The sequence below is a fragment of the Bowmanella yangjiangensis genome (genome assembly GCF_018531185.1).
Taxonomy (GTDB): Bacteria; Pseudomonadota; Gammaproteobacteria; order Enterobacterales; family Alteromonadaceae; genus Bowmanella; species Bowmanella yangjiangensis.
In genome coordinates, this window is the sequence record NZ_JAHDJU010000001.1 from 912,310 (window position 1) to 934,668 (window position 22,359).

Sequence of the window (22,359 nt, forward strand, 5' to 3'; positions counted from 1 at the left end):
TAACGATGCAACAGATAAAACTCAATACCCATATATCCGGGCGTTTTAACCAGGAGCTGGAAAACCTGCGTAACTCGGTGCTGACCATGGGCGGAGTGGTCGAACAGCAGCTATGTGATGCCATTAGTGCCCTGCGAGACAATAATCGCGCGCTGGCTGAAAAGGTCATGCTCAATGATTTAATGGTCAACAATATGGAAGTGCAGATTGACGAGGAATGCACCCGGATTATTGCCAAGCGTCACCCTGCCGCCAGCGATTTACGCCTGGTTTTAGCGATAAACAAAGCCACTGTGGATATTGAGCGTATCGGTGATGATGTCGAACGAATCGCCAAACTGATCGTGAAAGGCAATTTACCCGTGTCCGAAGACATCAAAAACGGTATGATCGCGACCGGCAATCATGTGATGGAAATGTTGCGTCAGACTTTAAATGCGTTTGCGCGTCTGGATGCCGATGCAGCTTTGGCCATTCACATTGGCGATCAGGAAATAGATGAGCAATACAAGCAACTGTTGACACAGGCCGTTGCCGAGATGCAGCAGGAGCCGGAAGCCCTGCCACAGTGGCTGGATATTCTGTGGGCAATGCGTGCATTAGAGCGTGTTGGCGACAGGTGTAAACACGTTTGTGAGTATATAATCTATTTGGTCAAGGGTAAGGATGTCCGGCATATCTCCCGTCAGGCAATGCAGGAGAAAATGCAAGAACTACGATAGTTAAGACAGGATTGTCATAAAACTGAAATATTTCGTTCATATTCTGTGGTGTATCATGCGCCACCACGTTGAAGGTAGAAACAGTGCCATTTATGTCAACTAATTCATTTCTAGAGGTTTTTGCGAAATCTCCGCTAAAACCACTGGAAGAACACATCAACACCGTTTACGAGTGTAGTCAGGGTTTGTTACCGTTTTTTGAAGCCGTTTTCAGCAAAGACTGGAAAACCGCTGAAAAACTGCAACATGATATTTCCCACCTTGAACGTAAGGCTGACGACCTTAAACGTGAATTGAGGGCTAACCTGCCTGCTGGCATATTTATGCCCATTCAGCGCCAGGATCTGTTGGACCTGCTTAGTCAGCAAGACAAGATCGCCAACCGCGCACGGGATATTTCCGGTTTGATGTTAGGCCGGGAACTGGGGATCCACGAATCTCTGCACGACCTATTCCGCAATTTTGTTATGCGCTCCATTGACGCCACCCGCCAAGCCCAGAACGTCACAAACGAACTGGACGAGTTGCTGGAAACAGGCTTCAAAGGACGTGAAGTCAAGGTGGTTGAAGATATGATCGACCAGCTTGACCAGATTGAGGACGACACGGACAAAATGCAGGTGGTATTGCGTCGTGAACTGTGGAAGCTGGAGAGCCAGTTGAACCCAGTAGACGTAATGTTCCTGTACAAGGTCATTGAATGGATCGGCGATCTTGCCGACATATCACAACGCGTTGGGTCGCGACTCGAATTGATGCTAGCCAGCTAAAGGGCAGTTCTGATGGATATTTTAACTACTTACGGCTTTATGCTGATAGTCACGGCTGCGGTCGTGGGATTCCTAATGGCCTGGGGTATTGGTGCGAATGACGTAGCCAATGCCATGGGGACCTCTGTAGGCTCCAAGGCACTGACTATTAAACAAGCCATTTTTATCGCCATGATATTCGAGTTCGCCGGTGCTTATCTGGCGGGCGGTGAAGTGACCTCTACGATACGTAAGGGCATTGTCGACAGTGCTTACTTTGTCGATACACCTGAAATCTTAGTTTACGGCATGATTGCCTCCTTGCTGGCTGCCGGTATCTGGTTGGTTATCGCCTCTTATCTGGGCTGGCCAGTATCTACAACGCACTCTATCGTGGGTGCTATTGTGGGCTTTGCGGCTGTGGGCGTCAGTGCCGACTCCGTTGAATGGGGCCAGGTTGTGGGTATTGTTGGCAGTTGGATTATTACCCCTGCCATATCCGGTTTCCTCGCCTATCTGATATTTATGAGTGCCCAGCGCCTTATCTTTGATACGGATACACCTTTTGCCAATGCCAAACGTTATGTACCTTTCTACATGGCGCTGGCTGGCTTTGTAATGTCGCTGGTAACCATTAAGAAAGGCCTAAAGCACATTGGCCTGCATATCGGTAATATGGAAGGTTATTTGATTGCCCTTGCTATAGCAGTTGCAGTCGGTGTGGTTGGTAAGCTGTATATCAATCGTATCCAGATTGACCAGGAAGCTAACCGTAAGATGCAGTTCGCCAGCGTTGAAAAGGTATTCGCCATTTTGATGGTGGTAACAGCTTGTTGTATGGCCTTTGCCCATGGTTCTAATGATGTGGCTAACGCAATCGGCCCCCTGGCTGCGGTTGTGAGTGTGGTGGAAAACCACGGTGAGATTGCCAGCAAAGCTAAACTGGCCTGGTGGATATTACCCTTAGGTGCCGTCGGTATCGTAATGGGTCTGGCTATTTTTGGTCACCGCGTTATCCAAACCATAGGTAAAGGTATTACTCACCTGACGCCAAGCCGTGGTTTTGCTGCCGAGCTGGCTGCTGCTACCACTGTTGTAGTGGCCTCTGGTACCGGCTTGCCTATCTCCACCACCCAAACTCTGGTTGGTGCCGTATTAGGTGTAGGTATGGCCCGTGGTATCGCGGCCCTGAATCTGGGCGTTATCCGCAATATTGTGGTGTCCTGGGTTGTGACTCTGCCGATTGGTGCCGCCCTGTCTATTATGTTCTTCTTTATGCTGAAAGGTATCTTCTCAGCCTAAGCCTAAGAATCTTATTAAAAAACCCGGCACCCGCCGGGTTTTTTATGTCCATGGATGGACGGTATGCCGTGATCGCATGGAAGCGAGAGAACGGCGATGTTCAGGATGGATGCCGCGGTGGCATGGATGTGAAAGAGCGCCGATGTTCAGGACGAATGGGCAGAAAAACTGCCTCCTTAGTCGCTATACCTCCTCCATCCCTGGCGGTTGGCTATTGTTCCTCTTGCAGCTTTTCTATGTAATCCCTGGGGGTCACGCCATTCCAGGTTTTAAACGCCCGGTTAAAGCTACGCGCGTCAGAAAAATGCAGTCGCTGGGCAACGTCTTCCAGGGCCAGTTGCTGAGCCAACAGGGTCTTGGCTTCCTGATTCAACACCTGTTCACGGCACTGGCGAAAGCTACTGTGGCTTTCAGTCAGTTTGCGCCGCAAGGTGGCCACGCTGTAACCCAGCTCGGCAGCTACCGCATCCTGGCTCTGGATACCTTGTTCAAGTAAATGGCGCACTTTGGTCACCAGATTGTTGTCGCCGTTGCCTTGACCTAAATGAAACTGCAACTGGTTGTAGACACTGCTTAAGGTCAAAGGCGCCTGCCACTGTAGCGGTTGGTCAGCCATATCTAATTGGTAATGCAATACATAGCAGGGGGCACCGAATTTGAGCGGTAAATGCGAAAATGCGGCCTGCAGTACCGAGTTATCGCCGTTGTCTGCACGGCTTTGTACTTTTACCAGGCTGTTGGCAGCAGCGTGTCCGCCCAGTGAACAGACCACCCCGTGAACGTAGAGTAAAACGCAGTCGAGATTAAAGCGGATATGTATGGGGTCACTGTCATCCAGATAAGGAAATTGCCGATCATCAATGATATACAGCAATTCCCGGTCACGGCGTTCGACTCTGTTGTAGGCTCCACCATGGATAAAATTGTAGGACGCGGCCAGCTCCTGCAAGGCATCCTGCAGGCTTCGACATTTGCCCAGGTTAGATAACACATGATCATTGGTGCCGGGCAGCAGCGGACGCTTGGACATATGCAAAGACTCGTCCCTTACCTCTACGGCGAAGGATTCAAGAATGCGCAGGAAGTCCACAATATTCAGCTGGGTGGCGTCACTCAAACCGGATTTTTGTAGTTGCTCGTCCAGGCGCATCCCGGCACTGGATAAAATCTGTGCCAGGGTACTTACGGCATTGGCCCGGATCATGGGGAGATCCGGGCTGAATGGTTGTTTTTCTGTCACGGGAAAACGGCACCCCATGGTAGACGGTTGAGCAAAATAGAGCATAAAGGTCACGCCATATCAATCCTGCTTACGTTAGGTGCCGTAAACTGGCTAGAGCGCGTTCAACCAGGTTTTGATTTGGTTGATACCGCTGCTTGACCAGCCAAGCTTCAAATGATTGACGTTAATGGTGGCGGAGCCACCGTGATTACCCAGACCACTGGCATCGTTACAGCTGGATACAAATACGACGCCGTCAGATGGGCCGGTATGCTCATTGTGGATCAAGGCAATATCTGCTTTGTTGCCACATAAATTGTGTACCCGTACGGCAGGATCGGTGCCCGCTGCCCGCACATCATCAACCAGCGAGTAGGGCAGGAAGGCATCAATGCCCTGTCCATGGGTGTAGAAACCCCAGCCGCCTTCGTAAGTGGTGTACCAATCCTGCTCGCTGACGGGCAATGCATAAGTGCTGTCCCAACGTTTAAGCATTTGCACCGAGCCTGGGAAGTAGCTGGAGGCGTAACTCCACTGGCTGCCGCTTTGCCAGATGCCGTAGCATAAAATGGCATCGTGAGCGGTAGGGCCGTTAATTACACCGCCACAGCCTGGATAAACCGCAAAGGTATGGGTCCAGCCATGACGAAATGACCAGTCGATGCCGTTATTTGGCCCGCCCAGCATAATCAAACGCCTGACATCGCCCTGGTAACTGGTGCCCCAGGATTGGGTAACGGATGAAATATACATGCGGGCGTTAAAGGCGCTTTTCGACCAGGTAACCAGGTCGACTTTACTCGCGCCGGTTTGGCTTTTGATGATGCTGATGGCATTGGCAATCTGTTCTGCCCAGATATAACCATCACCGTTTTTATGCGCCAGTGACAAGGCAAATACTTTGAAGTTGTCGGCCACCAGGGCTTGCATCAAACCCGTACTCGGGCAGCTTTGCTGGCCACAGCCATAGTCTCCTGCATCATTAGGGTTTGCCCAGGCCAGATCGGCATCCTGATTGGCACCATGGATCAGCAGCACAGGCACGGCTTTGCTGTTGGTATTCCAGTTTGGCGCGTAATAAAGCAGGAAGTTGTCTGATGATGGGCTGGAGTCGGCAAAGAAGGTGGCCCGCTGACCACTTTGATCGCCACGGCCATCACTGGGAAAGGCTTCCTGACCAATATTACCGCTGGTATCCCGCCAGCGTTCCACTTTTACCCAGCCGTTACTGATACCGCTGGTGAAGGTTGCCTGCAGGCTGGTAGGGCCGGCTAGCGCCGACATACTTAGGCTGCAAAGGGCCAGGCTGATACCTCTCAGCCAATGGGAAAGTCGAAACAACGGGGCGGGCTTACGCATTAGGTTCTCCTTGGTGCTGTTTACGGGGTGGTCAGATCCTGTTTAAGCTGACTGGCCAGTGCCTGCCTGGCTTCCTTGGCAACCGGCAGGTCACCAAAGGACAGAAAGGCATGAATGGTGCTTTCAAAGCTTTGGAAGCGCAGCAACACGTCGGCTTGCTGCAAGCGCCTGGCAAAACGCTCTCCTTCGTCTTTAAGCGGGTCGAAACCCGCCACCATCAGTGCTGTGGGGGGTAGATGGCTGAGATCGGTGAGCTGCATGGGAGAGACTTCAGGATTGTCGCTACCGGCATGTCCACCAATGTACCAGTCGCGGGTGCCGTCAATGGCCGCGTTGGCCAGCAGATAGTCACCGCCGCCAAACATCAAGCGTGACGGATACTGGTCGTGACTGCTATGCACATCCAGTACTGGGTAAATCAGGTACTGGGCTGCCAGTTGTTGGTTCCCCTGGCTGTGCAAACGGTGGCTGGCCACCAGGGCCAGGTTGCCGCCGGCGCTATCGCCCATAATGGCGATACGCTTTGGGTCAGCGCCTAAGGTCTCGGCCTGTTTGAATACCCACTCCAGTGCCTGACTAACGTCATCCAGTCCTGCCGGGTAGGGATGGTCGGGGGCCAGGCGATAGTCCAGGCTGATAAACAAACAACCACTTTGCTGGCAAAGATCCCTGACAAGTGCGTCATAACAGTCCAGATCGCCCAGTGCCCAGCCACCGCCATGGATAAATAACACCAGTGGCAGCGGTTTTTGGCTGTCACCTAATGGCCGGTACAGGCGCGCCGGAACTTTGCCGTCTTTGCCTGGGATAGCCAGGTCCGTTACCCGGCAATCGGGATTCACCGGCCCCTGAAGGCCGATAAACATCGCTCTGGCGCCGGCTCTGGACGCTTCAATACCGGTTTGTGCTTCATCGGTACTGGGGACATGCTGGTTAAATTGCGCCAGCAGCGCTTGGGTTTCCTTATCCATCATCTGTTAGAACCTGTATTTGAGGTTAAGACCATAAGTGCGGGGGGCGCCGTAGTAACCTAGTTGCACACCAGGCGATGCGCTCAAGTCGAAGCCATGCTGACGGTATTCTTTATCAGTCAGGTTGTTGCCATACAGGCTGACCTGCCACTGTTCGTCGTCAGACAGATAAGTCACCGACATATCCATCAGGGTGTAGGCCGATTGTGCCAGTACTTCACTGCTGCTGACGGTCAGATAAGTCTTACTACGATAACTGGCTGACACCGACCAGCTCAGACTGCCGCTATCCAAATCCATCCAGTATTCCAAACCAAGTCGGCCATTCCATTTTGGCGCGTTCACCAGTTCGCGTTTGTCGCTGATTTCCTCATCAAAATCGCCGATCAGTTCATCGTAGCCGCCACCCAGGTAACCGGCGTTCATATTCAGTGTCAGTGCATCGGTGAGCACGGCGCTTAGCTCCATTTCTGCCCCATAAATTGTGGCTTTACCGGCGTTTTCGAACAGCGATAAAAAGGCGCCGGTATCTGGATCGATAGAGAAGCGACTGAGCTGGAAGTTCTTATAGTCGTTATAGAAGGCGGCCAGGTTCAGGCGCACGTTGTCATTATTGAGCATGGACTTAGAGCCAACCTCATAGCTCCACATGGTTTCCGGGTCGAAAGGCTGAGCGAAAGAGGTCAAGCGGCCGTTGAAGCCGCCGCTCTTAAAGCCTCGGCTGGTGCTGGCATACAACAGGTGATCGGCGCTGAGCTTGTAGTCCAGCGACAGTTTGGGTGAAAAGTTGTTCCAGCTTTGCTCGGCATCATAGCCGGAGGGGCTGTAACCAACGCCTGTGCCGAATAGCCGTTCCATTTCTTCGGCACTATTGATGCCTGTACCGGCAAACTCTTCGCCGCGGCTGGATACTTGCTTCTTCTCTTTGGTATAACGAGCGCCTAAGGTCAAACCCAGCTCAGGGGTTAAATCCCAGCTCAGGTTGGCATAAATCGCACTGCTGGTATTGGTCTGGTCGCGCAGTCCGGCATTGACAACCGGGAAGGGGAAATACACATCATTGCCCAGCGGTACGAAAAACTCCGGTGCAACCGCTCCACCGAAGGTCAGATCGTCTTCCTTAAAGTAATACACCCCGGAAACCAGTGACATGCCGTCTAAGTTGTACAGCCATTGAAACTCCTGGCTGAGCTGGTCCTGATCCTCAAAGTTGTAAATCCCGAATGAGCTATCGGCGCTGCCATCCAGATCCAGGTGGGTACGGTAGTCCATTTGCCGGTAAGCGCTGATGGACTTGAAGGTACTATTACCGCTCAGGTATTCAAGCGTCAGCGCCGCGCCGCTGGTTTCCAGGCTTTCCAGATCGTTGTAATTCACATTGACCTTAAAAGGATCATCACCCGGCGGCAGCATCTTGCCTTGTGACACTGAATAAATGGCCGTTTCGCGGTGTGGTGTGCGGGAGTGATTGGGCGAGCTGTCAGAGCCGTCTACAACCAGGTAAGCCGACAAATTATCGCTGATCTGATACAGCAGGCTGCCACGCCAGGCCAAGGTGTCTTTATCGTAATCGTCCTCACCTGTCAGGGTGTTTTCGGCGTAGCCGTCACGCTTGCTGCTGGCCATGGCAAAACGGCCAAGCAGTTTATCATCCACTAAGGCACCCGTTATGCTGCCTTTGAGGTTCAGCAGTCCAAAGTTACCGACGCCTACATCCACATAGCCTTCGGTTACATCGGTAGGCTTGGCACTGGTAAATTTCACCGCGCCACCAATAGTGTTACGACCATACAAGGTGCCCTGAGGGCCACGCAGCACTTCAATTTGCTGGGGGTCTACCACGTCCAGAAACGAGCCTTGTACCCTGCCCATATAAACGTCGTCCAGATACACACCAACGCCTGGGTCGTTAAAGGAGATGGAGTCGATTTGCCCTACACCACGGATATAAATCACCGCGTTTGAGGCATCTCCCACATGCAGATTGAGGTTCGGCACATGGGACTCAAGGTCGCCCAGATCCAGGATCTGCATCTTTTCCAGTTCATTGGCCGACAGTGCCGTTATCGCAATAGGCACATCTTGCAGATTTTCGGTTTGTCGGGTGGCCGATACCTCGATGACTTCAATACTGCGCTCGGCTCGCTGCTGGGCTGGTTCTTGTGCGCTAACGGCTGGGCTTAACGCCAGACTTACGGCCACAGCAAGCAGTTGCTTGCGGGGTTTAAGCGATAATGTGAATGAATTGTTATTGTGTGACATCATTTTGTGTAAACGCTTTGTTAACTTGTGAGGAGATTGTTGCGGTAAGGGGGGAGCAACAACAAGGACAAAAAACTTCAATCTAAGGGGACAAATACGCTCAGGCAAATATGGTGCTTTCTGTTAGGATTAGCTAATTAGATTAACTTAATATCTTTTAATAGGTTAAATCACGAAGGAGTTCGGGATGAAGTGGCCCAATCTTAAACATTTGCACTATCTGGTGGTCTTGCATGAAGAACAGCATTTCAATCGTGCCGCCCAGCGCTGTTTTGTCAGTCAGTCTACCTTAAGCACCGCTATTCAGAATCTCGAAGAGCAGTTGGGCTGCCAGCTACTGGAACGGGATCATAAAACCTTTATTTTTACTGCGTTGGGGCTGGAAATGGTGGAGCGCTGTAAAACCCTGCTAAACGGTGCCAGCGAGCTGGTGGACTACGCCCACAGTGCGGGTAACTGGCAGGCCGGAAAACTAAAACTGGGTATTATTCCCACCATTGCCCCGTTCTTACTGGAGGGCTTGATCGGCACGCTTGGCGAGGCACTGCCTGACTTAAGTCTGCAGTTGCAGGAAAACACCACGGCAAACTTATTGCGCGAACTGCACGGTGGTGAGCTGGACTTGCTGATCCTGGCCTTGCCGATGGAAACCCCCGGCTGTAAGCAGATGGTCATTGGCCATGATCCTTTTCATTTGGTTGCTCATCCTGACATGCTGAGCCTGCTGCCCTCACCTATGGATTTTAGCGCCCTACCTAAAGACAGCGTGTTTTTATTGCAGCAGGAACATTGTATGACCGGCCATGCGGTGAGTGCTTGTGGTCTGAAACACAAAGAGCAGGTTAGCGCATTGGCAGCCAGCAGTTTGTTTACCCTGGTGCAGCTTGCCAACAGCCGTCTGGGCCTAACCTTCCTGCCTGAGCTGGCGCTGAAAAGCGACATACTGCAACACAGTGCGCTGGTGTCCTTTCCCGCCGAAGATAAGGCGTACCGAGAGATTGGTCTGGTGTGGCGTAACGGCACTACCAGGGTACGTTTGTTCCGCCGCATAGCCGAGCTGCTGCAGCCGCTCATGCCTAAAGCGGTGCTGTAATTAAATTTTTTAAAATTATTTTAAATCTCACCAAACTATTTTCTGACTGGCCTCGACATTAAGAGCAGAGAATAACAACACGGCACGGAAAGTGAGCATGACTGGGGAAGGCCTTGTTCGAACAATCTGATGAGAAGCTGATCAGCAAGGCCATGAGCGGCAACAATGCAGCCTGGCAGAAACTGGTTAAACGCTACGACAAAGCTGTCTACAACTATGGCCTGCGTATGACCGGTAATGCCGATGATGCGATGGATTTGTTGCAGGAAGTGTTTTTGTCTGTGTTCCGTAATCTGGCCAGCTTTCGTGGTGAAGGCAGTTTTAAGGCCTGGTTGTTTCGTATCGCCCATCATCGAATGGTGGAGTTTTACCGGCGTAAGCGTGATTACCAACCGCTGGATGATGAAAACCCACTGATGGATGAACAGTCTTGTGTTAGTCGCCTTACCATTGCCGACGCCGAATCGCGGGAACTGATCAGGGCCATGCAAAAGCTGTCACTGGAGCAAAAGGCGGTGGTGGAGTTGAAGTTTTTTAGTCAGTTTACTTTTGAAGAAATTGCCGAACAGCTTGGGGTATCCAGCAATACGGTGAAGTCCCGCTTATACACGGGGCTGGGTAAATTGAAAGAATTGATGGAGGTGCAATATGTCTGACAAGCATGAATTGTTTGCATTGTGGTTAGACGGCCAACTCTCGGCGTCACAGCAACAGGCATTTGAACAGCTTTGCGCTCGGGACGACGAGTTTGCCCGGCAGGTGGCAATGGCTAAACAGGTTAGCCATGCGGCCAAGCGCTATGAAGAACAGCCTGTGCCTAACTGGCAAATACCGGCCATAGGCCCACAGCCAGCTGCTTCGTCATCCTGGTGGCGATTGCGAGCCATGCCGTCTTTGTCTTTCGGTATGTCCATGTTAGCGCTGGTGATGGTGCTGTTTAGGGTTGAAGTGCAGATACAAAGTGGCGCGCTGACGGTCAGCTTTGCCGGTCAGGGTCAACAGGATGAGATTCGCCGACAGGTGGATGCCGAAATTGCCCAGTTCCGTGAGCAGCAGCAAGTGCTACTGGCCGATTACAGCCGCGACATGCGCCAGCAACAGCAGGATGTCAGCAGTCAGCTGACCAGCTACTTGCTCACCGCCAGCCGCAGTGAGCGGCGGGAAGATTTTGCCGAATTGATTAAGTTCGTCAATCAGCAACGGGAAGACGATCAACAGTTCTATGCCCGTCAGTTTAACAAGCTTCAGCAGCAGGTTTTTCAAAACCCGGAGCCTGTGGCCCAGGAAAACCTGTAACCAGTAACTATGAGGTCAGCCATGAAAAAGTCATCTATTTGTTTGTTGTTAGCCGGCATGTTTGCAGCCAGCGTGCAGGCCGCTTCCCAGCTTGATGAGCTAAGTAAAGAACTGGAGATCATGAGCAGTATCATGCAAACCAGCTACAAACAAAATCGCGATAAGAAAGGCATCAGCGTGCGTTCTTTGCAAAGCACCTATCTGGCTGGGCAGGGCGTGGTGTTCAGGATCCAGACCTCAGGCGGCAGCAATCGCTTTCGTTTTTCCTTCAATGGCTTGGACCATGTCATTCCTGTACCCCCGATTGAGCCGCAAATCGAAGTGCGTGGTAATGCAGTAGTGATCGAAAATGAAGGGCATGTGATTGAATATGAGTCCATTGGCGACGAGCTGGAGCGCGTGCGCGAACTGTTTATTGAGTCTAATGACAAGCTTAGTGAACTGCGAGACAAACAGCGTGAATTAAACTGGGAAGCCCGTGAGGTTGAGCGCCGTAACCGTGACAATGAGTTTGAGAAGCGCCACGCAGAAGGTGAACGCCGTGCTGAGCTGGAAAAGGAAACCCAGGAACTGCAAAAAGAGCTGGCCAAGATTAAAGAGCGTCAGCGTGAAGTGGAGAAATATGCCCAGCAGTTAGAAGAAGAACAGCGAGAAGCCAACAACAAACGTATGGCGGCGGCGCAGGAGCAAAGCAAAAAGTTTTTGGCCGAGTTTGAACACAACAGTGCCGATATTCTGTGTAAATACGGCAGCGGCCTGAAGAGTCTTCCCGCGGGTGAGCATATTACCCTGGTACTGGACAGTTATGCCGATGGTAAAGGCCGCAATAAGAGTCAGGATCGTATTTACGTGTTTGACTACAAAGACGTGCAGTCTTGTGTAAGCGGTAAACTCGACCCACAAAAGCTGCTAGGCAAGGCCAATACCTACGAGTTCTAGTTGCAGGGGCGAAAATGACGTCGCCTGATGTTGAGAAAAAGCCCGCTATTGTTCAAAGCGGGCTTTTTTATGCGATGAGTGAGTCTTGTGCTTCGCTTAACGTCAATGTGCTTTAAGCTCATATCACATCAAAGGTCTTTTCAAGCAGGTAGTGCAAGGTCGCTACAACCACCAGTATAAACAACATGGAAACAGCACGAATGGCGAAAAAGTGAGTGGATGACTGCCATTTTCTTTTCAGATAAAAGACATCAAACAGTATAAAAAGCACGGCTAAGATGGAGCCGACAATGCCCCCCACATAAAGCAGGGCAAAGAAGTATATTTTTGCAATCAGAAACGACAGGCTGCTGGTTTCTTCTGGTGCAGAACCGAGAATCAGGTGCATATAGCCAACGCCAAGTAGCAGTGCTGCCACAGTCCAAAGCAGGTATTCCAGCAATGACTTTCTTATAGTTGTCATATAATCAGAGCCTTAATGTTGGTATTCATTTGACAGGCAAAAATGTCTGTCTTGACAGTAAATATCGCTGTCACGCAATGCTTAAAACCCAGGGCTAGCCGCAGTGTCACTGGCATCTTTAGTGGTTTGTACGGGCGTAACGAGGTTGGAAAGGCGGTCAGATTTAACCAAACCATTCTCGTCGAAATAGCGAAGCTCACCACAGTGCCCATAAGCCTCGGCTTGGCAGGGGGTATAGTTAAACTCCGCTAACTTGTACTTTCCATACATGCCTAGCTCTTCCGTGACCATTCCGCCCAGGTCTTCTTCGTTCTCAAGAAAATAGGCGGTGCCTTCATCCTGGAAAACACTAATGGGGAAAGCCTTATAGTACTGATAAAAGAAAATCGAGGTTTCTTTCTCGTAGGCCAGTGTTTTACCCGCTGGAAACTCGCTTTTTAAGTGTGTGATAACGCGCTGCCGTATGGCTTGATAAAGAACGTCCACGTCCTCATCAGGGTACTTTACCAGGTATAGGTTGGGATAAACCTCAGACTGGATAAAGCGCATATTTTTATAAAAAACATTGTGAACACCTAACCCAATCAGGCCCAGTATCAGCGTGGCGTACAACACTCTGGCCCGCGTTTTATTTTTTAGGATCCACAGAATTAGCCTAACGCCTAGAAACAAGATGCCGCTTAGCATAAGCAGCAGAAAGATAATCAGGACTAGTTCCATTCGGCTTTAAACACAAAAGCAATACCGCGATCAATTAAGCGCGCGGTAGCGAAAGAGGGGCTGCTAAGCATCAAACTCTGTTTCGACGCGCTATTGGCAGTGTCATCTAACGGTACCAGTATGGGTGGAACTACAGGTTGTTGCAGCAGGCCGGAATAAATAGCGGCTGCCAGTGCTAGCACACAAAGTAGCAGTGCAAACAGCCGTTGTACTGCGTTGAGTTTATTCAGAAAGTTTATAACCGCCTCCGGCCTACAGTATGCTGGGCTAAGCTGACGTCAGTATTAACGATATGGCCGCACAGATAAAGTAAAGGCGCCCAATGGCGCCTTACTATAGTTGCAACTGTTATTGGTTGAGAGAGCTTCGGCGGTGTAAACATACCAATGCCAACATTGCCAGCAGCCACTGGCCGACGCTGCCGCCGGAGGATTTTTCTTTCGGTGGTGGGATCACTACTGGCACAGCCTGTACCGTTACCGACACAGTTGCACTGGCCACACCGCCACGACCATCACTGATTTGCACATGAATGGTATCCGTGCCGCTAAAACCGGCTTTAGGCGTATAACGTAACTGCTGCGACGCGCTAATGCTAACACTACCGGTTTGTGCCGTGGCACTACTGATGCTTAGCGTGTCGCCGTCGGCATCGCTGGCATGTTGTAACACATTGATGTCAATTGGGGTTTGATCATCTGTGCTGGCGCTGCTGTCTGTGATTACCGGTGCCATGTTGTAATACAGCGCAATTGTCACTGTGGCACTGGCGCTGCCGTTGTTACCATCATTGATAGTGTAACTCAGTGTGTCATTACCAATAAAATCCTGCGGCGCGGTATACCATAGGCTTAAGCCATCCTCGCTAATCGTTACCACACCAAAAGCGGCAGACGCCTGGCTGATGGTTAAGCTATCGCCATCTGCATCGGTATCGTTATCCAACACCATTAGCTGATGCGTTTGGTTCCATTGCTGGTTGTAGCTGTCGGCATTGGCGACGGGTTTGCTATTATCGCTGCGCTGCATTGATACGGTGCCCGGGTCGACAACTGCTGCGTTAACCAGGCCATCATCATCATTTGGTCCACCATCTTCAATGGTAAGCTGCACACACAGATGACCTTCGACTAAGCCAGGAGTCCAATCCGCCGCGCCCGGCGGTGGGCAATAGCCAGGATTGCCTGCTGCAGAGTGAATACTGTTATTTGCATCAGTCACAAAGCTCACCCAACTGCCTTTCTGGAATTTACGATAGACCGCATTCGTTGGTATTGCTGCGCGTTGTGGTAGCACTATGCGAACAGATTGCCCCGGTGTAGGCAGGCTACGGATAGTGAAGTCAAAAATACCACCGACAGGCTCAAAGATCGGGTCGGTTGTTAAATCATTCAGGGTGCCGAGCTCGTGATCGAGAACTTGCACGCCGCCCGAGTTACCGCTGCGGGCAAATAAGCCCAGGCCACAGCGCACGCCGGGGTCGCATTCAACCAGGAAACTGCTGGTGGTATTGATTTGCTGCGGCAGAATATTAGGCGACGGCATATTATCCAGATAGTTCGGAATACCGTTGTCATCGCTATCGTCACTGCCTTCAAGCGCGTCGTTAATACCGTCACGGTCGGTATCGTTGTTGGCATCCAGTACTGGCAAGGCGGTGATAACGCGGAAGTAGGTCGACGCCTGTACCTCAGCACCGGCCGAATCAGTTACCGATACCTGCACCTGATGCGCACCTGCCAGGTCAGCCGGGTCGAAGCTTATGCTGGCAGCGTCTTCGTTAAACGCTATGTCGTCATGCAACTGCCAGGTAAGACTATGCGTATCCGCTGTGTTGGCATCGGTGATGGTTGCCATGACGGTGACCGGACCACCGGTTGGAGTGACTAGTGACGTGGTAATCCCTCGCTGCATTACTGCCAGATTAACCTGAGGTGGCAGGTTGGCATCGGTAATAGTGACGCTAGTTCTGGCATCGACAGCCAGGTTAGGGCCACTAACCAGGGTGATCAGCAGGTCTTTTGTCGCGTCGGGTATCAGATCGGCAAAGACGTTAAAGCTAATACTGGCGCGCGTTCCAGAGCTAATTCGCACTGTACCGGCGATTAAGTCATGCTCGCCTGCCCTGGCAGAGCCGCCGACGCTGTAACCCACGTCAACCGGATAAATGGGCGACTCACCGTTAAGAATGACGTCGACACTTACCGCACTGTGATTGGCTACCGTCTGCGCTTTACTCAGTGATACCCGTGGCAGCACACGTAACAACTGGGTTGTGGTGCTGCTTAGGCCATCAGCATCGGTAGCTGACCAGTAAAGCAGGTGCTCACCCGGGCTAAATAGCAAGGTGTTTTTATCCAGGTGCACCGCTATTCGGTTGCCGTTGCGGTCGAGTGCTATGGCGACACCCACATCCACTTTAGTGAATAGGCCGGTGGCGTTAACGGTTAAATCATCTGGCACGGTAATAACTGGTGCATCCGGGTTAACTCCATCAATCTGCAGTGTAACATTGGCGCTGGCGCTAAACTCGCCATCGGTAATGCTGTAACGCAGGCTGACTAAGCCGTTAAAGTTATCTGGCGCACTAAAGCGCAGTTGATTATCCACGATCGTGACAGTACCAATGCTGGTCGTAGCGAACGTAATCGTCAGTGCATCGTCATCCGGGTCGGTATCGTTAGCCAACACGCCAAGTGGATAAAAACCATCCAGGCTAAACGGCAAGCTGAAGTTGTCATCAATGGCAGTTGGTGCATGATTGACATTAACTACCTGCAGGTTAAACGCCGGCAGTGCAGCAGAGAGTTCCCCATCAGACACGCTAATCACTATGCCATTACTGCTGCCGACGTGCTCTTTAAGTGGGGTGCCGGTTAACGCGCCGGTAGTGCTATTAAAGCTGGCCCAGCTGGGTTTATTGCTGATACTGAATGTCAGCGTGTCACCATCCGGGTCGCTTGCCGTTGGGGCAAAGTTGTAGGCTTCATCCTGTTTAATCGACGTTGCCGGAGCACCGCTGATAGTTGGTGCGGTATTCGTGGCTGTTACAGTAATACTAAACGCCGGCAGTGCAGCCGTTAAATTGCCATCAGACACGCTAATAACAATGCCATTGGTTGTACCGACATGTTCAGCCGATGGTGTGCCGGTTAAGGCACCGGTGTTGCTGTTAAAGCTGGCCCACGCTGGCACAGTGCTAATGCTAAAGTTCAACGTATTGCCATCGGCGTCGCTGGCTGTTGGAGTAAAGCTATACGCTGTACCTTGTGCCACGCTGGTCGCTGGCGAGCCGCTGATGGTAGGGGCTGAGTTAGGCGCCTGTGGTGTAACGCTGTTTGACGCAGTAGAAGCCGAACCTGTGCCGGTAGCATTGGTTGCCGTAACGGTAAATGTGTAGGCAGTACCGTTAGTTAAACCTGCTACTGTAAGCGGCGAGCTGGCGCCGCTTGCTGTCAGGCCGCCGGGATTCGACGTCACAGTATAACCGCTGATCGCAGAGCCGCCATTAGAAGCGGGGGCGCTGAAGCTAACCTGGGCTGCACTATTACCTGCTACGGCAGTTACCGCTGTGGGAGCGCCCGGTAGCAGCGTATTGGTCAGGCTCAGATCGTTACCATCGCCGCCGGCATAACTCACAATCAAATTGCTCGAGTTGCCGCCAGAGGCAAAAGCGCCACCTTCTGCGAGGCCGGTGAAAGTGCCGGTAATAGCATCTGCCGCATCATTGCTGATGATGTCATAGCGATCGCCATTCGCAGCAACATAGCTATGCGTTGCTGAAATATTGGCGCCGCTTAGCGACACAACTCCAGCAATATCCAGTTGGTCGTACTGGGTTACAGCGGCAGTGCCAGTGATATCCAGTAACAGATTAGCACCGCTGTTAAGTAGCAGATTTCCGGCAACAGTTAACAGACCCGGTCCCGCATTGCCAGGAGAAAGATTACCGCCATTGGCAACGTTAACTGCCGGGACAGTACCCGTACCGGCCAGGGTTGCTGCTGATGCGACACTAACACCTGAGCTGCTGGACAGGTTGCCGGTAACTGACAAGGTTCCAGCAGATACCTGAATCGCGCCGCTAAAGGTGCTGGTGCCGCCGAGCGTAAAGCTACCAGTGCCGGTTTTAGTTATTGAGCCTGCACCACTAATTACGCCAGTAAGCGACGTGCTGCTGTTGTTTGCTCCGGTAATCAGAGTTCCGCTGGTTAATACCAGATTACCTGCGCCAGCTACAGAACCGATGGTTTCGCTGCCGCTTGGTAGTATCAGGTTGGCGCCGGCACTTATCGAAACGGGCGCTGAATCTGTCAGTGCAGCGCCATTCGCCAGCGCTAAACTGCCAGTTGTAATGTTCACTGCGCCTGTGGCGGTATTGGTCGCGCTTAGTGTTAAGGTCCCTGCGCCTGCTTTGCTTAACGTACCGGAACCACTAATAACACCGTTAATTGTCATCGCATTGGTGTTGCTGATAGTCGCATCACCAGCAAGATCGATGGCATTGGTAATGCTTTGGGCAGTACCGGTCAGGGTTAATAAGCTGGCGGCGTTGATTGTGACTGTACCCGAGCCCAGATTGGTAGAATCTGCTACTGATACACCATTTGTACCCGAAATGGTTAAGCCGCCGGAGAAACTATTAGTGCCGCTTAGCGTTAAATTACCGCCACTGGTTTTGCTTAACGCACCACTGCCACTAATTGAGCCCGACAAAATGAGTGTTTGGGCGGCATTCAACACCTGCACACCGCCACCGCTTGCACCAAGTACTATTGGGTTATCAAAATTGAAGCTCGCCATATTATTGCTGAGTGTGCCGCCATTCAGCGTGAGGGTTCCCGAAGAGAACGCACTGTCGCTGCCAATCCACAACTCACCCGCCGATATAATGACAGCGCCGGAGTAACTGGTTGAATTGTTTGTATTGGTCAGCGTTAAGCGCCCTGCACCGGTTTTGGTCAATGCGCTTACACCCGTTAATTCGCTGGCCAGGGTTAATTGATCGCCAGTGCCATTATTTATGCTGAGGCTGCCACCCAGAGTGAACGTATTGCCGGTGATGGTTGCAGTACCCAGTGCATCGGCATCCAGGGTAATGCCCCCTGGAGCCATTAACGGCGACCCTAAGGTGATGGTGGTGCCACTTAAGCCTACAGCAAAATCCAATGTGCCATTGGCGGTAACATAGGCAAGCGCTTCACGAAGGGATAAGCCAGCACCATCGGCGATATCTGTCGCCAGGCTGCCATCGATAGTGGCATCGGCGCCTGAATCAGCATTGGTAGTTACCGTCACCGGCCCATCAATGGTGACAGCCAGTGCCGCTGACGCGCTGCTGATGTTGCCAGCGGCATCGGTCGCTGTCGCAGTAATATTGTGCACGCCATTGGCCATAGCGCCCGCGGTATAGCTCCAATTGCCTGAGCCATTAGTTGTCGTTGTGCCAAGCGTACCACTTAGGGAAGATATAACAGTCACAGTTGCGTTGGCTTCAGCTGTACCGGTAAAGGTTGGCGTATTGTCGCTGGTGATATTATCGGTATTGGAAGCGCCGGTATCCGACGCGGCATCTAAATCCGGTGTTGATGGCGCGGCAGGCGTATCGCGATCGACACTGTGGGGAGTGCCACTGCTATAGGTAGCTACGCCATTACCTGCTGCATCTGCAATATTGGTTGAGCCGTTGAGATTTAACTTGAGCGTTCCTGTACCTGTGATGGTATTAACCGTCACATTGACACTGGAACCAGAAGCAGCAGAGACACTGGCAACTGCACCTGACGCTGTTCCTGTCGTGACCAAAGTAAAGTCATCGGTAGAGATATTGCTGACCGACTCATCAAAGGCCACCGCAAAATCCATACTCGCCGCATTGGCAGCGGGGGAGCCCGTAGGGGCGATACTGGTGACACTGGGGGCTACGCTATCCACCACCAGCGCTTTATTTGCACCCAAAGAGTTAGCTGCGCCGGGTGTCGCCAAGGTTAAGGTGGCGTTATTGCCGGCCGCATCGGCGATAGAGCCGCCATTTAACACAAGGGCGTTGGTTCCAATATAATCCAGGTCAGCAGTCACATCACCGGCTTGGACTGTATAGGTGAAACTTAGGGTACTGGTGCCAGTACCGCTGGCGTAATTAATAGTGCGATCGGTATTGCCCGTTTCCAGCGTTAACAGTGGTGTGCCTGTAACAGTTACTGCTTCACTGAGGTTGACCTGGACGCCAATAGAGTCTCCGGCCTTGTAGATACCGTTAGCAGTACTGGAATTCACTGATGACACTGTTGGTGATGCAGTATCTATAGTTATGCTTATCCCTGACGATGCTGTACTGGTATTACCGGCAGCATCAGTGGCTGTAGCGGTAATAGTATGGTCACCCTGAGCCAGAGCCGCTGCTGTATAAGACCAGTTGCCAGAACCATCGGCGGCGGTGGTGCCCAGTGTGCCCGATACCGATGAAATCAGCGTAGCAGTAGAATTTGCCTCGGCAGTACCGGTAAAGGTAGGGGTATTGTCGCTGGTGATATTGTCAGTATTGGAAACGCCAGTGTCGGAGGTCGCATCCAAGTCTGGCGTACTGGGTGCGGCAGGCACATCCCTGTCCACGCTATGCACTGCGCCTGATGTATAAGCCGCCACATAGCCATTGGTATTATTACCATTGCCTGCAGCATCAGTGATGTTGGTATTATCTTTTAAATCCAGCCGGATAGATCCCGTGCCGGAAATAGAGCCGATGGTGGCATTATAAGTAGTACCTGAACCTGTAATCCCCGTTATCGTAGCTGTCGCAGATCCTGTCGTTGTCAGCTGAAAATCATCTGTGCTTACATTGCTGGCCGACTCATCAAATGCAACCACGTAGGTTATGGAGGCGGCATTAGCTGCAGGTGAACCAGATTTGGAAATACTGGAAACGGCTGGTGGGGTGGTGTCGCTCGCGCTAGCATCATCTACGGTGATATTGACTATCGCAAATCTATTGTCGTAAGTAATGTTGTTATTTGTATTAGAGTAGGGAAAGTCAAAGGTTACCCTATCAACGTCTTTCCAGGCTGGATCATCTGGAAAATCAGTCCCTCTGACTAAGGTAAATGCCGTATTTGATGTGGCATCGTATGGCAAAACAAAGGTAGTTGTTACTTGTTGTAAACCATCTGAATACCCCGTTATTTTAATGGAGTGATCGCCAACGGTGCTGGTTTGTCGATAGAAGGTTATGGCGTCGAAGCTAAAATTAACGCTGTTTGCTTCATACAGCACCATACCAATGCTTGGCTCAGTTGTTTGGGTGTTAAAAGACAAACTATAAGCTGCAGTTGGGTTAAAAAACTGCCAGTCATTGATATCGGTATAGCTGTTTGCTAAACCGCCATCAAAAACAAAGGTGACGTTGCCCGCAATATCCAGTACTACATCTAATACGTTATTAGCACCATCTCTTAAATCATTCAATCCGGAACCACTGCCGGTGGCATAGTTGATGGTTTTTTGAGTGGCAAAGGTTGGGCTGGCAAACAGAGATAGCAATCCGGCCAACAAAACTGCACTTTTTCTAATTAGGTTTGTTGTGTGCGGTGCTTTATTGGCGGATATGTTACTAGGCATTTCACCACCAAACAGCTTGTTTGATACACCGCGTATTATCAGATGAAAATAGCCTGGTGTTTTTTGTTGTGTATCCATCATGTTCCCTAAGGTGCTACGAAGTGTAAGTGGGTGACTACTTTTAAATTTGACTAATGTCCGAGCGGGAACCCAGAGCTATAGTGGTAGTTAGCTGGCATTAAGTGGCTCTTTTTCCAAGCAAGTAACTATTTGATTTGAACCTGGTTTTTTATATTGGTCAAGATATATTCAGGGCCTTGTTGAGCAAATCATCGTCAAGGCCAGAGCTCCCCTTACCCAGTCCGCTTAGCGGATCATCTTGCTCTCAGGCATCCCTAAACAGGTCATTTTATTCAGCACCGCGACCCGAGCCATGGCGTTGCCCAAACGATCCACAGAGAACCAGCTGCGAGGGAGTCGAGCCAATGCTCATTTTTTATATATCAGCGAGCCTGCGAGCGAGTTAATGCGTTTGTTCAGGGCTGCCAGCACTTAGCGCCCTTTTTTGCGATGCTGGTAAATATTGCTACAACGAACGTAACAACTAAAAACTGACCTAGTATAAGCAGCAACAACTTTGGCCAAAAAGTTACTTCCTCGGTGAATAATGGATGCCAGACATAAGCAAGTGTGACATTCCCAGGGAAAAGCAATATTTCGATACCGGGCATCGGGCCGCCCCAAAAATCCCAAATGCTCCAACTTAAAGCAAATGCAATCAAACCAACTACTGCCGCTCCGACACCACACTTAAGAGCTATATTCGATGGTTTGCGATGATTCATATTTCCCCTTAACGCCGCATTAAGGCGTGACGATACGTTTGCCATAATCTTGAGCGAAGCGAAACCGGCAAAGGTTGAGGAATTGATGTTCCCCCTATAAATCGCTCTTAAACGCTTTGTTATGCGATGGTGTGCGCCTATCCTTCACGCCCCTCTGTGAACGCAGGTAATTTAGGGTCTAGGTGACACCAATTTGCCTTATAGGCTGTGTAAATTTGGGCGTCTATTTTTACTGGTATATCATCGTCGAACGCAGAGATAGCTAACTCAGTTTCATCATGAGTTGAACCTTTAACACGGAAACCTAAACTCGAACCGCAATCAGAACAGAAGGTTCGAATAGTACCATTCGATGCAACAAACTCTTTTAGCAATTGCTCACCTGAAAGCCACTGTAACCCTCGCACCCCGACCAAAGTTCCAAAAGCCGCACCATGAAATTTACGACACATTGAGCAGTAACAGTTTGCGGCTTTTTCACTGAAACCACTAACAGAAAACCGAATGCCTCCGCACAAACAAGAACCTTTATATGTCTTACTCATCTTTAGCTTCCTCCATGTTGCATAACAGGTTAATAGACGAACAAGTTCCTTGTTTAAACACGGCGCTTCGCCGTACTTTTGCATGGTCATTTTTTAGCATGCTCTGTGGCCCTTGCCTAGCAAGAGTTTGACGGCTGCACCAATTTGGTGACGGGGAAAGTCGGATGTGTTCCGTACTATTGCTGTTTTACGGATATGTGCTTGGCGCTGTTTATATACAGAGCTTTAGGGGAGTGATAACTAGCATTTTTTTGCGTTGTATTCAGGCGTAGCCAATAAGGGGAGTGACCTAGCTATCTATTAACATGGCTATTTCT

17 protein-coding genes are annotated in these 22,359 nt (G+C 50.9%); 7 read left to right on the top strand and 10 right to left on the bottom strand.

Going from position 1 to position 22,359, the window contains the following annotated elements:
- Nucleotides 1-5: 5 nt before the first annotated feature.
- The 3 genes from phoU to KJY73_RS04135 all read left to right on the top strand — a co-directional run bounded on the left by phoU (nt 6) and on the right by KJY73_RS04135 (nt 2,773).
- Complete coding sequence (phoU, locus tag KJY73_RS04125) at nt 6-722, top strand: phosphate signaling complex protein PhoU (protein ID WP_214340565.1); 717 nt, start codon at nt 6-8, stop codon at nt 720-722.
- A gap of 92 nt (nt 723-814) precedes the next feature.
- Nucleotides 815-1,492, top strand: coding sequence for a TIGR00153 family protein (locus KJY73_RS04130; protein ID WP_214340567.1), 678 nt, complete (start codon nt 815-817; stop codon nt 1,490-1,492).
- A gap of 12 nt (nt 1,493-1,504) precedes the next feature.
- Nucleotides 1,505-2,773, top strand: coding sequence for an inorganic phosphate transporter (locus KJY73_RS04135; RefSeq protein ID WP_214340569.1), 1,269 nt, complete (start codon nt 1,505-1,507; stop codon nt 2,771-2,773).
- Nucleotides 2,774-2,984: 211 nt separating this feature from the next.
- Here the strand turns inward: KJY73_RS04135 and KJY73_RS04140 are convergent, their stop codons facing one another.
- From KJY73_RS04140 to KJY73_RS04155, 4 genes are read right to left on the bottom strand one after another with little or no spacing between them, the layout of a single operon-like run.
- Nucleotides 2,985-4,058: a helix-turn-helix domain-containing protein gene (locus KJY73_RS04140; protein ID WP_214343221.1), complete on the bottom strand. Its 1,074-nt coding sequence runs from the start codon at nt 4,056-4,058 to the stop codon at nt 2,985-2,987.
- Nucleotides 4,059-4,106: 48 nt separating this feature from the next.
- The gene (locus tag KJY73_RS04145; protein WP_232848387.1) at nt 4,107-5,354 is read right to left on the bottom strand and encodes an esterase/lipase family protein; all 1,248 of its coding nucleotides are present in this window, start codon (nt 5,352-5,354) and stop codon (nt 4,107-4,109) included.
- 20 nt (nt 5,355-5,374) lie between these two features.
- The gene (locus KJY73_RS04150; protein ID WP_214340571.1) at nt 5,375-6,328 is read right to left on the bottom strand and encodes an alpha/beta hydrolase; all 954 of its coding nucleotides are present in this window, start codon (nt 6,326-6,328) and stop codon (nt 5,375-5,377) included.
- Nucleotides 6,329-6,331: 3 nt separating this feature from the next.
- The gene (locus tag KJY73_RS04155; RefSeq protein ID WP_232848388.1) at nt 6,332-8,590 is read right to left on the bottom strand and encodes a TonB-dependent receptor; all 2,259 of its coding nucleotides are present in this window, start codon (nt 8,588-8,590) and stop codon (nt 6,332-6,334) included.
- A 184-nt stretch (nt 8,591-8,774) separates the two neighbouring features.
- Between KJY73_RS04155 and KJY73_RS04160 the strand changes: the two genes are divergently transcribed.
- The 4 genes from KJY73_RS04160 to KJY73_RS04175 all read left to right on the top strand — a co-directional run bounded on the left by KJY73_RS04160 (nt 8,775) and on the right by KJY73_RS04175 (nt 11,915).
- Nucleotides 8,775-9,680 (top strand): hydrogen peroxide-inducible genes activator, encoded by a 906-nt coding sequence (locus KJY73_RS04160; RefSeq protein WP_206592576.1) that lies wholly within the window; start codon nt 8,775-8,777, stop codon nt 9,678-9,680.
- A gap of 113 nt (nt 9,681-9,793) precedes the next feature.
- Entirely contained in the window at nt 9,794-10,336 is a 543-nt protein-coding gene (locus tag KJY73_RS04165; protein ID WP_214340573.1) for an RNA polymerase sigma factor, read from the top strand.
- On the top strand, nt 10,329-10,976 hold the full coding sequence (locus KJY73_RS04170; protein WP_214340575.1) for an anti-sigma factor family protein: 648 nt from the start codon (nt 10,329-10,331) through the stop codon (nt 10,974-10,976). The genes KJY73_RS04165 and KJY73_RS04170 overlap by 8 nt, the downstream gene beginning before the upstream one ends.
- 21 nt (nt 10,977-10,997) lie before the next feature.
- Nucleotides 10,998-11,915, top strand: a complete 918-nt coding sequence (locus tag KJY73_RS04175; RefSeq protein WP_214340577.1) for a hypothetical protein — start codon at nt 10,998-11,000, stop codon at nt 11,913-11,915.
- 118 nt (nt 11,916-12,033) lie between these two features.
- Here the strand turns inward: KJY73_RS04175 and KJY73_RS04180 are convergent, their stop codons facing one another.
- The 6 genes from KJY73_RS04180 to KJY73_RS04205 form a co-directional block, all read right to left on the bottom strand.
- Nucleotides 12,034-12,378 (bottom strand): hypothetical protein, encoded by a 345-nt coding sequence (locus tag KJY73_RS04180; RefSeq protein WP_214340585.1) that lies wholly within the window; start codon nt 12,376-12,378, stop codon nt 12,034-12,036.
- Nucleotides 12,379-12,459: 81 nt separating this feature from the next.
- Entirely contained in the window at nt 12,460-13,098 is a 639-nt protein-coding gene (locus KJY73_RS04185; protein WP_214340586.1) for a hypothetical protein, read from the bottom strand.
- Entirely contained in the window at nt 13,089-13,280 is a 192-nt protein-coding gene (locus KJY73_RS04190; protein WP_214340588.1) for a hypothetical protein, read from the bottom strand. The genes KJY73_RS04185 and KJY73_RS04190 overlap by 10 nt, the downstream gene beginning before the upstream one ends.
- A 166-nt stretch (nt 13,281-13,446) precedes the next feature.
- Nucleotides 13,447-20,790 (bottom strand): Ig-like domain-containing protein, encoded by a 7,344-nt coding sequence (locus KJY73_RS04195; RefSeq protein ID WP_214340591.1) that lies wholly within the window; start codon nt 20,788-20,790, stop codon nt 13,447-13,449.
- Nucleotides 20,791-21,188: 398 nt separating this feature from the next.
- Nucleotides 21,189-21,497 (bottom strand): hypothetical protein, encoded by a 309-nt coding sequence (locus tag KJY73_RS04200; protein WP_214340597.1) that lies wholly within the window; start codon nt 21,495-21,497, stop codon nt 21,189-21,191.
- 137 nt (nt 21,498-21,634) lie between these two features.
- Nucleotides 21,635-22,042: a GFA family protein gene (locus KJY73_RS04205; protein WP_232848389.1), complete on the bottom strand. Its 408-nt coding sequence runs from the start codon at nt 22,040-22,042 to the stop codon at nt 21,635-21,637.
- Between the last annotated feature and the right edge of the window lie 317 nt (nt 22,043-22,359).

Bases quoted from the DNA above. Each gene is read 5' to 3' on its own strand.
- phoU (WP_214340565.1), top strand. From the start codon at position 6: ATGCAACAGATAAAACTCAATACCCATATATCCGGGCGTTTTAACCAG.
- KJY73_RS04130 (WP_214340567.1), top strand. From the start codon at position 815: ATGTCAACTAATTCATTTCTAGAGGTTTTTGCGAAATCTCCGCTAAAA.
- KJY73_RS04135 (WP_214340569.1), top strand. From the start codon at position 1,505: ATGGATATTTTAACTACTTACGGCTTTATGCTGATAGTCACGGCTGCG.
- KJY73_RS04140 (WP_214343221.1), bottom strand. From the start codon at position 4,058: ATGCTCTATTTTGCTCAACCGTCTACCATGGGGTGCCGTTTTCCCGTG.
- KJY73_RS04145 (WP_232848387.1), bottom strand. From the start codon at position 5,354: ATGCGTAAGCCCGCCCCGTTGTTTCGACTTTCCCATTGGCTGAGAGGT.
- KJY73_RS04150 (WP_214340571.1), bottom strand. From the start codon at position 6,328: ATGATGGATAAGGAAACCCAAGCGCTGCTGGCGCAATTTAACCAGCAT.
- KJY73_RS04155 (WP_232848388.1), bottom strand. From the start codon at position 8,590: ATGATGTCACACAATAACAATTCATTCACATTATCGCTTAAACCCCGC.
- KJY73_RS04160 (WP_206592576.1), top strand. From the start codon at position 8,775: ATGAAGTGGCCCAATCTTAAACATTTGCACTATCTGGTGGTCTTGCAT.
- KJY73_RS04170 (WP_214340575.1), top strand. From the start codon at position 10,329: ATGTCTGACAAGCATGAATTGTTTGCATTGTGGTTAGACGGCCAACTC.
- KJY73_RS04175 (WP_214340577.1), top strand. From the start codon at position 10,998: ATGAAAAAGTCATCTATTTGTTTGTTGTTAGCCGGCATGTTTGCAGCC.
- KJY73_RS04180 (WP_214340585.1), bottom strand. From the start codon at position 12,378: ATGACAACTATAAGAAAGTCATTGCTGGAATACCTGCTTTGGACTGTG.
- KJY73_RS04185 (WP_214340586.1), bottom strand. From the start codon at position 13,098: ATGGAACTAGTCCTGATTATCTTTCTGCTGCTTATGCTAAGCGGCATC.
- KJY73_RS04195 (WP_214340591.1), bottom strand. From the start codon at position 20,790: ATGGATACACAACAAAAAACACCAGGCTATTTTCATCTGATAATACGC.
- KJY73_RS04200 (WP_214340597.1), bottom strand. From the start codon at position 21,497: ATGAATCATCGCAAACCATCGAATATAGCTCTTAAGTGTGGTGTCGGA.
- KJY73_RS04205 (WP_232848389.1), bottom strand. From the start codon at position 22,042: ATGAGTAAGACATATAAAGGTTCTTGTTTGTGCGGAGGCATTCGGTTT.